This is a genomic window from Paenibacillus sp. sgz302114 (assembly GCF_056120345.1).
The window spans coordinates 402280-414425 of the sequence record NZ_JBVYOI010000001.1; the positions used below are offsets into that span (position 1 = coordinate 402280).

Annotated in this window: 10 protein-coding genes; all 10 read left to right on the forward strand. The window is 51.1% G+C overall.

The features are described 5' to 3' along the window. Positions 1-57: 57 nt before the first annotated feature. The 10 genes from lonB to cobA all read left to right on the forward strand — a co-directional run bounded on the left by lonB (position 58) and on the right by cobA (position 12145). On the forward strand, positions 58-1767 hold the full coding sequence (gene lonB, locus AC0LWF_RS01805; protein ID WP_474649860.1) for an ATP-dependent protease LonB: 1710 nt from the start codon (positions 58-60) through the stop codon (positions 1765-1767). Between the two features lie 88 nt (positions 1768-1855). After that, on the forward strand, positions 1856-4210 hold the full coding sequence (gene lon / locus AC0LWF_RS01810; protein ID WP_474649861.1) for an endopeptidase La: 2355 nt from the start codon (positions 1856-1858) through the stop codon (positions 4208-4210). A gap of 122 nt (positions 4211-4332) precedes the next feature. Beyond that, a complete protein-coding gene (gene yihA, locus AC0LWF_RS01815; RefSeq protein ID WP_474649862.1) occupies positions 4333-4974 on the forward strand; it encodes a ribosome biogenesis GTP-binding protein YihA/YsxC in 642 nt (213 codons plus the stop codon). 166 nt (positions 4975-5140) lie between these two features. Further along, the gene (locus AC0LWF_RS01820; RefSeq protein ID WP_474649863.1) at positions 5141-5731 is read left to right on the forward strand and encodes a non-ribosomal peptide synthetase module; all 591 of its coding nucleotides are present in this window, start codon (positions 5141-5143) and stop codon (positions 5729-5731) included. Positions 5732-6064: 333 nt separating this feature from the next. Continuing rightward, positions 6065-6463, forward strand: coding sequence for an adenosylmethionine decarboxylase (gene speD / locus AC0LWF_RS01825; RefSeq protein WP_090572841.1), 399 nt, complete (start codon positions 6065-6067; stop codon positions 6461-6463). A 202-nt stretch (positions 6464-6665) separates the two neighbouring features. After that, positions 6666-8060: a glutamyl-tRNA reductase gene (gene hemA / locus AC0LWF_RS01830; protein WP_474649864.1), complete on the forward strand. Its 1395-nt coding sequence runs from the start codon at positions 6666-6668 to the stop codon at positions 8058-8060. 26 nt (positions 8061-8086) lie between these two features. After that, positions 8087-8905, forward strand: coding sequence for a cytochrome C assembly family protein (locus AC0LWF_RS01835; RefSeq protein ID WP_474649865.1), 819 nt, complete (start codon positions 8087-8089; stop codon positions 8903-8905). 51 nt (positions 8906-8956) lie between these two features. After that, positions 8957-9607 carry a precorrin-2 dehydrogenase/sirohydrochlorin ferrochelatase family protein gene (locus AC0LWF_RS01840; protein WP_474649866.1) on the forward strand — a complete coding sequence of 217 codons (651 nt, stop codon included), beginning with the start codon at positions 8957-8959 and terminating at the stop codon, positions 9605-9607. A 3-nt stretch (positions 9608-9610) separates the two neighbouring features. Beyond that, a complete protein-coding gene (hemC, locus tag AC0LWF_RS01845; protein ID WP_474649867.1) occupies positions 9611-10576 on the forward strand; it encodes a hydroxymethylbilane synthase in 966 nt (321 codons plus the stop codon). A 6-nt stretch (positions 10577-10582) separates the two neighbouring features. Next, positions 10583-12145: a uroporphyrinogen-III C-methyltransferase gene (gene cobA / locus AC0LWF_RS01850; protein WP_474649868.1), complete on the forward strand. Its 1563-nt coding sequence runs from the start codon at positions 10583-10585 to the stop codon at positions 12143-12145. Position 12146: the final 1 nt, after the last annotated feature.

The following is a 12146-nucleotide window of genomic DNA, read 5'->3' on the forward strand; positions in this document are numbered from 1 at the left end:
TTTTTGGGGGAAGCGGCGAGAGCGCCGTTTCTTTCTTTTTAGAGAGGAGTAATCGTTATGAGTAACTTAAGTATGATTTTGATGTTTATTCAAGTGTTTTTTGCTATTGTCATCGGTTTGTATTTCTGGAACCTGTTACGTAACCAGAAGACGAACCGGACGGCCGTAGACCGTGAGTCGCGTAAAGAGATGGATAAGCTGCGCAAGCTGCGTTCCGTATCACTCACTAAGCCGCTGTCGGAGAAGACGAGACCTCAGACGATTAACGATATCGTCGGACAAAGGGATGGATTGCGCGCACTGAAGGCTGCGATGTGCAGTGCGAATCCGCAGCACGTTATTATTTATGGGCCGCCGGGTGTCGGTAAGACTGCGGCTGCTCGTGTCGTACTGGAAGAAGCGAAGAAGAATCCGACGTCACCGTTTCTGCAAGAGGCGAAGTTCACGGAGATTGATGCGACTACCGCTCGCTTTGACGAGCGCGGTATCGCGGATCCGCTTATCGGATCGGTGCATGACCCTATCTATCAAGGGGCGGGCGCCATGGGAGTTGCGGGCATTCCGCAACCGAAACCAGGTGCTGTGACGAAGGCGCATGGCGGCATGTTGTTTATTGATGAAATTGGTGAATTGCATCCGATACAGATGAATAAATTGTTAAAAGTACTTGAAGACCGCAAAGTCTATCTTGAGAGTGCCTATTACAATTCTGAGGATAACAGTATTCCGATGTACATCCATGATATTTTTCAGAATGGACTTCCAGCTGACTTCAGGCTCGTAGGCGCGACGACGCGTTCGCCGCAAGAGCTTCCGCCCGCGCTGCGTTCCAGATGCATGGAAATTTACTTCCGTCCGCTGCTGCCGGATGAAATCTCGCAGATAGCCGTGAATGCGCTGAAGAAGATTGGTTTGCCTCCTTCACAGGAAGCGATTGACGTGATTACTCGCTACGCGACGAACGGGCGCGAAGCCGTCAATATTATTCAACTGGCTGCAGGGCTTGCATTGTCTGAGAAGCGCGAGGCGATCTCGGCATCGGACATCGAATGGGTGGTCAACAGCAGCCAAATTCCTCCTCGCCCAGATCGCAAAGTGCCAGCTGCGCCTCAAGTCGGCTTTGTAAACGGACTGGCAGTATATGGCCCGAACATGGGCACGCTGCTTGAGATCGAAGTTAGTGCGATCGGAGCAAGAGCAGGCAAAGGGGTATATACAATCACTGGTGTCGTCGATGAAGAAGAGCTTGGCGGAGGAAGCAGCAGAACGCTTCGCCGCAAGAGCATGGCGAAAGGCTCGATCGAGAACGTGTTGACCGTGCTGCGCCGGATGGGCATGAAGCCGGAAAATTACGATTTGCATATTAATTTTCCGGGCGGTACTCCGATTGACGGTCCTTCCGCCGGCATTGCGATGGCGACTGCAATCGCTTCGGCAATCAAAGGCTTTCCAATTAGCCATAAGCTTGCGATGACAGGCGAGATGGGGATTCACGGCAATGTGAAGCCGGTAGGCGGCGTGCTTGCCAAAGTTGAAGCGGCATTCCAAGCCGGAGCGGATACGGTCATTATTCCGCGCGAGAACTGGCAGGCCATCTTCGCAGAGCTGCAAGGGGTGCAAGTAATTCCGGTTGACCATGTTGAAGAAGTGTTTAAGCACGTATTTGGGGTGGAAGAGGCACATGTTCAGGCTACAATTCCATCGCCGGCTGCTGATGTATTTATCGCGGGCAGCCTCCCCTATTTGCAGGCGGATTCCGCTCAGTGATAAAATGGATAAAAGCTCTAAAACTTTAGGCCGATTTACAATCGGCCTTCTAAGTTAGAGACGTAAGCTTCAAGACGGAGGTGCTGGAATGGGACCTGCTAAATGGAAAGGTCGTCGCTTGCCCCTGCTGCCGCTACGGGGGCTGCTTGTATACCCCAGCATGGTGCTGCATTTAGATGTGGGCAGGGAGAAATCAGTACGCGCGCTTGATCGCGCAATGCTGGACGATCATATGATTTTGTTATGTTCGCAGTCCGAGGTGAATATTGAAGAGCCGACACAGGAAGATATTTTCCGTGTGGGCACGGTAGCGCGGGTTCGACAGATGCTCAAGCTGCCAAACGGTACGATTCGTGTGCTCGTGGAAGGCGTCGTTCGCGCAGAGATCGTCGATTACTTGCCGAATGAAGATTTCTATGAAGTGTCGATCAAGGAGCTGCCGGAATCGGAGTCGACCGATCCGGAGATCGATGCGCTCATGCGCACGGTTCTGAACCAGTTCGAGCATTATATCAACTTGTCGAAGAAGGTGACGCCGGAGACTCTCGCGGCTGTATCTGACATTGATGAGCCAGGGCGGCTTGCCGATGTCATCTCCAGTCACCTGTCGCTCAAAATTAAGGATAAGCAAGATATCCTTGAGACGATTGATGTACGTGAACGGCTGGAGCGTCTGCTCGACATTCTGAATAATGAGCGCGAAGTGCTGGAGCTCGAAAGAAAGATCAGCCAGCGCGTCAAGAAACAGATGGAGAAGACGCAAAAGGAATATTATTTGCGCGAGCAGATGAAGGCGATTCAGAAAGAGCTTGGCGAGAAAGAAGGCCGTGCAGGCGAAGCGGAGGAGCTTCGGACGCAGATGGCCGAATCCGGCATTCCGGAGAAAGTAAAGGAGAAGGTCGAGAAAGAAATCGACCGTCTCGAGAAGATGCCATCGACTTCAGCAGAAGGCGGTGTCATCCGCAATTATATTGATTGGCTACTCTCTTTGCCTTGGAACAAGAAGACCGAGGATGACCTCGATGTGAACCGGGCGGAAGGCATTTTGAACGAAGATCATTATGGGCTGGAGAAACCGAAGGAGCGCGTTCTTGAGTATTTGGCGGTCCAGCAGCTGGTGAAGAAGCTGAAGGGTCCAATTCTCTGCCTTGTCGGTCCTCCTGGTGTCGGTAAAACATCGATTGCGCGCTCCATCGCGAAGTCGCTGAATCGCGAATTCGTTCGCATCTCGCTCGGCGGCGTGAGGGATGAAGCCGAAATTCGCGGTCATCGCCGTACATATGTCGGCGCAATGCCGGGGCGTATCATTCAAGGGATGAAGACAGCAGGCTCGCTCAATCCGGTATTTTTGTTGGATGAGATTGACAAGATGGCGATGGACTTCCGCGGCGATCCGGCTTCCGCATTGCTCGAAGTGCTTGATCCGGAGCAGAACAGCACGTTCAGCGATCACTTCATCGAAGTGCCATTTGATCTGTCGAACGTTATGTTCGTGACGACAGCCAATGCGATTCATAATATTCCAAGACCGCTGCTTGACCGGATGGAAGTGCTCTATATTCCGGGCTATACCGAACTTGAGAAGCTTCAAATCGCTAAGCGATACTTGCTGCCGAAGCAGAAGCGCGAGCACGGCCTGCAGGATGAACAGCTGCTGCTTGGCGATGACAGCTTGCAGCAAGTGATCCGTGAATATACGCGAGAGTCCGGCGTCCGCAACTTGGAGCAGCAGATTGCTGCGCTTTGCCGTAAAGCAGCGAAGGCGATCGTAACGGAAGCGGGCACGGAGTCGATTGACGTCGATGCTGCGAAAGTGAAGGAATGGCTTGGACCGGCGAAGTTCCGCTATGGCATGGCAGAATCAGAGGATCAGATCGGGGCGGTTACCGGCCTCGCCTGGACCGAGGTTGGCGGCGATACGCTAGTCATCGAGGTGACGGTGCTGCCTGGCAGCGGCAAGCTGACGTTAACCGGTAAGCTCGGCGATGTCATGAAGGAATCAGCTCAGGCGGCGTTCAGCTATACGCGTTCACGCGCAGAAGAGCTCGGCATCGATCCGAAATTCCATGAGAAGAACGATATTCATATTCATATTCCCGAAGGCGCGATTCCGAAGGATGGTCCATCCGCAGGCATTACGATGGCGACAGCGCTTATCTCGGCGTTGACGAACCGTTATGTGAATAAGGAAGTAGCGATGACGGGTGAGATTACACTCCGCGGACGCGTGCTTCCGATTGGCGGGCTGAAGGAGAAATCGCTCGCCGCGCACCGCGCCGGCATCCGGAAAGTGCTTATGCCGAAGGAGAACGAGCGTGATCTGCGCGACATCCCGGACAGCGTGAAGGACGATCTGGAGTTCGTCCCAGTCAGCTCCATGGACGAGGTGCTCAAGCACGCGCTTCATGAAGCGCAGGCAGAGGCGCCGGTGGAAACGCATTAAGCGTAAATGACTGGCACCGCCTTTCGGTGCTAGAAAGCTTACGTTTCGACGAGAAATACAAGCTAGGCGTGTAGGGTGAAACCCTACACGTTGTTATGTTTTAAGAAAGCAGGTTACGACAAGTGAAAATTACTAACGTTGAATTCGTCATCAGTGCGGTAAGACCCGATCAATATCCTGTGGATGCCCTGCCAGAGTTCGCTCTGGCAGGGCGTTCCAACGTCGGCAAATCATCGCTCATTAACAAGATGATAAATCGCAAAGGGCTAGCGAGAACGAGCGCGCAGCCAGGCAAGACGCAGCAGCTCAACTACTACCGTGTAAACGATCGCTTATATCTCGTCGATTTTCCCGGTTATGGCTATGCCAAAGTATCGAAGGTGCAGCGTCAACAATTCGGAACAATGATCGAGACTTTCTTGAACGACCGCGAGCCGCTTCGCATGGTGCTGCTCATCATTGATATCCGTCATGAGCCGTCCAAGGACGACATTCTTATGTACGATTGGCTGAAGCATTATGAAATTCCCGTTTGCATTGTAACGACGAAGGCGGATAAGATCCCGAAGAGCAAGTGGGACAAGCATGTGAAGATGATTAAGACATCGCTCAGCTTCCATCCGGCTGACCGCCATGTACTCTTCTCCTCAGAGACAGGGCTTGGTCGTGACGAGCTGTGGGCTTTGATTAATGAAACGATTGAGGAAACAGCAGCAGAAGCTGAAGAAGCGGAAGAAACAGCAGAAGTTTCACTCGAAAAGTGAGGATAACGCATAAAAGCGGTGACTCTTCGTAAAATCTCCTTGATTATTCAGAAATATGCGAGAATATCGCGGCTGGCTGACAGGAATAAACCTTTTCGATCGGGTATAATATAGGTAAGCAAGAAGATTTACAAATGCGTTACTTTAAAGAATTGAGGAGATCTTTATGGCTCAGCGGATAGCCACAGAATATGTCAATGCTTCTCTGCAATTAACGGCTGAAGAGATGGCGGGATTTGTCCGGTTTTTTGAAGACCAGCACATAAAACAACAGGTGCGGGTACTTGAAAACGGCAATCACGAGGTGGTTCTCGAAGACGACGCAGGACAAGAAGAAGTCCGCCTTACATTCGAGCGTGAGCAAGATCAATTCGTTTGTGCGCTCACATGCCGCATCATGCATCCGAAGTTAACGAACGCCATGCGCAAAGCGGTATCCGTATTCCGCGGCGATGCAGTCGTCAACCGCATTTATCCGAACTATATGATGACCTATCATTATACCGAAGGCACTGTTCGCAAAATTGTCGAAATTCGCGGTGGCGAATCAAGAGTCGTCTTTGAATTCAAAGACACGATTGGCCAGCTCGAAGCAGCGTTTCGCATTATGGATGTTGAGAAAGAGATCGAAGTCGTACGCGGCGCGATCAATCAGTTGCTTGATTTGCGTAATCAATGCAAAGATCGGGAGCAAATTGCTATTATTGATGAGCGTTTAGCTCAGTATTCCCGTAACTTGTTTAAGCTAGAAGCTTAATAAATGTACAATATGCAAATGTGAAAAGGCCGCAGAAATGCGGCTTTTTTTATTGTTTATGGACGAGTAATGGCGCACACCAACCATTCAATTCGAACATACGTTGAAAAGTGGAATTTTCGCAGCATGGTCCAAATAATTATGCCAAAAAAAACTGTTGCATTTCTGGGCGATAGATGTTATTTTTATTTTCGTTGCAATGACAATTAGGAACCAGGATTCACTCAGGACATGGTAATGTTGCGAGCGGAAAGTCCCTCGGGCAGTGAATGACGTAGGTCCTAGCGGATGAAATTACAAAACATTTTATTCCTAGGAAGGGGGAACCGAGAGATGGAATATTCAACTTTCGGAAGACACGTTGCTGTTGATACTTGGGGTGTAGATTTTGACAAGCTCAACAACGCGGAATTTTTACAAGCCCAAATGGTAGAAGCTGCTGAAGCTTGCGGTGCCACTGTACTTTCGGTGCAGGCACAACAATTCGAACCACAAGGAGCAACTGTGCTCGTACTGCTGTCAGAAAGTCATCTTTCCATTCACACGTATCCTGAGAGAGGGTTCGCTGCTCTTGATTGTTATACATGTGGAGAAACAGTTGATCCGCAACTCGCGATCGACTACATGATGTCTGTATTGAAACCAAAAGTAATGCACGCTAAGAAGCTTGTTCGCGGTATGGGTGAGCTGCAAGTGGTTGAAGCCGACATGAAGCAAGTAGAGCTTGTGTAGCATTATTTAAATAAGCAGTCGTACAACAAATACTTTCTTCGATTCGCGTAATGCGAATAGGGGGAAGTATTTTTATTTCAACAAATTCATGTCTGAAAACAAATGAGATTTTCAAATAATTTTCATAATTGCAGGGGTATAGCTCGCCTTACTGTGCTATACTAAATGATGAAAAATGATGTCGAAGGGCAGGTGAACGCGCATGCACATTATCGTAGTCGGGTTGAATTATCGAACAGCTCCTGTTGAAGTTAGGGAACGCTTTACATTCTCCGAGCGAGATTTGCCAGATGCTTTGAAGCAGCTGAAACAAACGAAGAGCATTATGGAATGTGTCATCGTTGCGACCTGTAACCGGACAGAGCTGTATGCTGTTGTTGATCGACCAACGCTTTGTGGCCATTATATTCGCAGCTTTATGGAGAAATGGTTTAATACGCCGAGACAGCAGTTTACCTCGGATTTATATATGTATGAAGATGAGAAAGCGATCGATCATCTGTTCCGTGTTACTTGTGGTCTTGATTCCATGGTCATTGGCGAAACGCAAATTTTAGGTCAAATTAAGAGCGCATTTGCACTTGCGCAAGAATACAAGACAACGGGTACACTGTTCAACTCGATCTTCAAGCAAGCTGTTACGCTTGCGAAGAAGGCGCACTCCGATACAGCTATCGGGGAAGCTGCGGTTTCAGTCAGCTACGCGGCTGTCGAGCTTGGCAAACGGATTTTCGGCCAATTTGGCGGGAAGACGATAATGATTGTTGGAGCCGGCAAAATGAGCGAGCTGACTGCGAAGCATCTATATGCGAACGGTGCAAGCCGCGTCTTTGTTGTAAACCGAACCTACGATCGTGCAGTGCAGCTTGCTGATAAGTTTAATGGAACGCCGCTTTCAATGGCAGACGCGATTGCGCGTTTACATGAGACGGATATTGTAATTAGCTCAACGGGCTCTGATGGTTATGTCATTATGCGCGAGCAAGTGGCAGTAGCGATGCACAGACGCAAGTCTCGTCCGCTGTTCATGATCGATATTGCAGTTCCGCGTGATCTTGATCCAGCGATTGCGTCGGTCGACAACGTTTTCTTGTATGATATCGACGATCTTGAAGGGATCGTAGAGAGCAATATGGAGCAGCGCCGTGTAGAGGCTGCCAAGATTGATGTCCTTATTGAAGCTGAGCTTGACGCTTACCGCACTTGGTATAAGACGCTTGGTGTCGCACCTCTCATCCGGGCGCTGCAGACGAAAGCCGCAGATATCCACTCGGAGACGATGGACAGCTTGGCGAACAAGCTGCCTGACCTTGGCGAGCGGGAGCTTAAGATCATTCACAAGCTAACCAAGAGCATCGTGAACCAAATGATGCATGACCCGATCCTTCGCATTAAAGAAATGGCCGGCGAGAAGAAGGCTGATGAGGCGATGGACCTGTTCGTGAAATTATTCGCGCTTGAAGATACGCTGGATCAAACCGAAAACGAGAACAAAGCTATGCAGCAGAAGGCTGCAGTGCAAGGCGAAATCAAATCTGCTGCCAAAGATATGCTGCCTTCGCTTGGCAAAGGCTCTATTGCGGCGATTACAAGATAAGTTGTTCAAAGTTTGCGGAGGCGCCTATGGTTACCCAAAACTGGTTTTATGATGGAATCCTGTACGTCTATGCCCTGAGCCTTCTGTTTTACTTCTCCGATTTCGTTGATCGAAATCGGCAAGCGAAACAATTGGGAACAGGGCTGCTTATTTTCGTCTGGGTGCTGCAGACTGGCTTCATTGTTCATCGAATCATATCGCACCTGGACATGACCTTTATGTCATTGTTTGAATATTTGCTCCTCTTCTCTTGGCTGCTTATCACGCTTTCTTTGGTGATGAGCCGTTTTTTTCGAATGGAGCTTATCGTCTTCTTCGTCAACGTAATCGGATTTGCCGTATTAACGATCAATTTATTCGGTATCGGTTCCGGCGCCTCCATGGAGAGGTGGGAGCTGGCGCATGACATGCTTGTTCTTCATGTTATTCTGATGATTCTAGCGTATACGGCGTTTACGCTGAGCGCTATTTTCTCAGGGATGTACCTATTCCTGTTCAGAAGGCTGAAGGGGAAGCAATGGACGAAGCAGATGCAGAGAATGCCGAGCCTCGATGTAGCGGATCGGTTTATGTTCCGGGTATCGCTGATTGGTACACCGCTGCTTATGCTATCGCTCGCGATAGCGGTAGCATCCATCTTGGTTGAAGGCCGTTACGGCTTGCTTCTTGATCTGAAGGTGCTGACATCATTTGTAGCGCTTGCGCTTTATATCTGGAATGTGCTGAAGCATCAATGGTTTGATGGGGCAGGTCGGAAGTTTGCCAGATTCAATCTAATTAGCTACGCGGTTCTGCTGCTGAATGTATTTATGAACGAGGCATCTAATTTTCACAGCTGGTCATAAGGAGTGCAGATACAAAGTCAGTGCCTGCGAAAGGAGCGTTTCGCCAGGAAAATGAGAGATTATTATCCGATGATGGTGAGGCTTCATGGCCGGCGCTGCGTCGTCGTAGGCGGCGGAGCAGTTGCGGAGCGTAAGGTTCGCGGCCTATTAGACGGCGGGGCAGACGAGATTATCGTCATCGCGCCACATATAACTGAAGAACTGAAGGTGCTCGCGAGTAGCGGGTGTATCGGCCTTGTGCAACGGGAATACATAGAACAAGACCTGCACAAGGCTTTTCTTCTATTCGCAGCGACTGACTCGCGGGAAATGAATGGGAGAATTGCAGCCTACGGCGAGAGCTGCGGGGCGCTCGTCAATGTCGCCGATCTGGGCGAATCCGGTCATTTCATTACGCCATCTGCAGTCAGACGAGGCGAGCTGCTGATCGCAGTGACGACTGGCGGCGCTAGTCCGGCATTAACGAGCCTATTGAAGAAGCAGCTAGCGGGGCAGTATGGCGCTGCTTATAAAGAACTTGTGGAGCGGCTGCGGCTGCTTCGCGAGCATGTTCAAGGCGAAGTGACAGATGAAACTGCAAGGACGATGCTATTACGCCAGGCTGCGGAAGAGCTTGCTGTTCCTGGGGCGGAGTATGATCGCAATGAACCGATAGATGAGTGGATGAACAGGCTGCAGCAAGCAGCGAAGAGGAGACAATAACACATGCCTTATATCGTAGATGGACGTCGAGTAATCGTTGTAGGAACACGTCAGAGCGCGCTTGCCTTGACGCAAACGGGCCAAGTCATTGATCAGCTGAAAGCGATTTGTGCGGAGCACGGGCTTCCGTATGATTTTGAAATTCGCAAAATTGTGACGAAAGGCGACCGTATTCTTGATGTGACGTTGTCCAAAGTCGGCGGCAAAGGTCTATTCGTGAAAGAAATCGAGCAAGCGCTGTTCGATCAAGAGATCGATCTCGCCGTTCACAGCATGAAGGACATGCCTTACGAGCTGCCGGAAGGTCTCATGAATGGCGCAGTTCCGAAAAGGGTTGATCCTCGTGATTGCCTTATCTCGGCAGGTGGCCTATCGCTCTCAGAGCTTCCGCAAGGAGCAAAAGTGGGCACGAGCAGCCTGCGCCGTTCCAGCCAATTAAAGAATGCGCGTCCTGACTTGCAAATCGAGTCGATTCGCGGCAATATTGATTCCCGCATTAAGAAGCTGGACACTGAAGGCTTCGATGCGATTGTTCTAGCAGCTGCAGGCTTGCACCGCATGAGCTGGGACGGGAAGATATCGGCATACCTCTCGGAGGAGCTGTGTGTCCCGGCGGTTGGACAAGGCGCACTCGGCATTGAGTGCCGCGAAGACGACGCTGCTGTGCGCGAGCTGCTCGCGCTCTTGAACGATCCGATTACCGCGCTTGCCGTGTCGGCTGAGCGAAGCTTCCTTGGCGCCTTGAACGGCGGGTGCCAAATCCCGATTGGCGCTCACGCGACAATCGTTGGGGAAGCGGAGGATGGTTCCGCGCTGCTGGAATTGACAGGTATTGTCGGCTCAGCTGACGGCAGCGTTCTGCTGAAAGAAACATTGCAAGGCAATGATCCGGTTGCGCTCGGCATGGAAGCCGCAGCGCTGCTTAAAGCTAGAGGAGCAGACCGTATATTAGCTGAAGTTAGGGGATGAGCGACTGTGCTACAGAGAAGCGGCAAGGGGAAGGTCTATCTCGTAGGAGCGGGTCCAGGCGATCCAAAGCTCATCACGATTCGGGGAAAAGAATGTATAGCAGCTTGTGACGTCATCGTCTATGACCGGCTCGCAAGTCCACGATTGTTGAAATATTTAAAGCCGGGCGCCGAGAAGGTCTACGTTGGCAAGCTTCCGGATCGTCATACGATGAAGCAAGAAGATATTAACCAACTGCTCGTTGATCTTGCCTTGCAAGGGAAGGTCGTCACTCGTCTGAAGGGCGGCGATCCAACTATATTCGGCCGTGTTGGCGAAGAGGCCGAGCTGCTGTATCAGAACGGGATTGAGTTCGATATCGTGCCAGGCATTACCTCTGCAATCGCCGTGCCTGCCTATGCGGGCATTCCGGTTACGCATCGCGATTTGGCTTCATCTTTATCTATTATTACGGGTCACGAGAGTCCGGATAAGCTTGACCATTCCATTCAGTGGGACAAAGTAACGCTTGCAACGGGTACACTTGTCTTCCTGATGGGGGTAGCGAAGATCGGCTACATCGCTGAGCAGCTCATCAAGCATGGCAAACCTGCGGATACGCCTGTGGCGCTAGTTCGCTGGGGCACGCGCGTGGAGCAGCGGACCGTAACAGGGACGCTTGAGACAATTGAAGCGATCGTGGAAGCGGCGGACTTCAAGCCACCGGCGGTCATCGTCGTCGGCGACGTTGTGCGCCAGCGCGAGAAGCTGATGTGGTACGAGCGCAAGCCGTTATTCGGCACGCGCGTGCTTGTGACGCGCGCGAGAGCGCAGAGCAGCGACCTTGTCGAACAGATTGATGAGCTTGGCGGCGAAGCCTGCGAATTCCCGGTTATTGAGACGAGGGAGCCTGCAGGAGATGCGGCGGTGGCGGAGCTTACGGCTGCGCTGCAAGCGGCGGAGCAGTATGAGTGGCTCATGTTCACGAGCGTCAACGGCGTCGATTATTTCTTCAGCTGGCTGAGCAAGCTGCGCATTGATATTCGCCGGTTTCACCGCGCGCGCATTGCCGCGGTCGGACCGAAGACAGCAGAAGCGCTGGAGAAGCGAGGCATGCTGGTTGATGTGCTGCCTGTCAAATTCCAAGCAGAGGATCTGCTTGATAGCTTGAATGAGCATCTCATAGAAGGTCAACGCGTGCTTCTACCGCGAGGCGATCTCGCACGCGAAGTGATGCCGCGTGAGCTGAGGGCAAGAGGGCTGACGCCTGTCGAGATCGACGTGTACGAGACGGTGCTTGCGGAAGAGCAAGACGAAGAGACGCTTGAGCTGTTGCTCAAAGGTAAAGTGGACGTTATTACGTTCGCAAGCTCATCGACGGTTACGAATTTACTCGAAGTGCTGCGGCGTATGGGCGTAGAACAGCCTGTAGAGCTGCTGCAAGGCGTAGATATAGCTTGTATTGGTCCTGTAACGGCGCAAACAGCTGCTGAGGTAGGACTTACGGTAACGATTCAGCCTGAAGAGGCTACGATAGACGGACTTATTGATGCAATAGCAATGAATCGCAAGCTGAAGGGAGCATACTAAC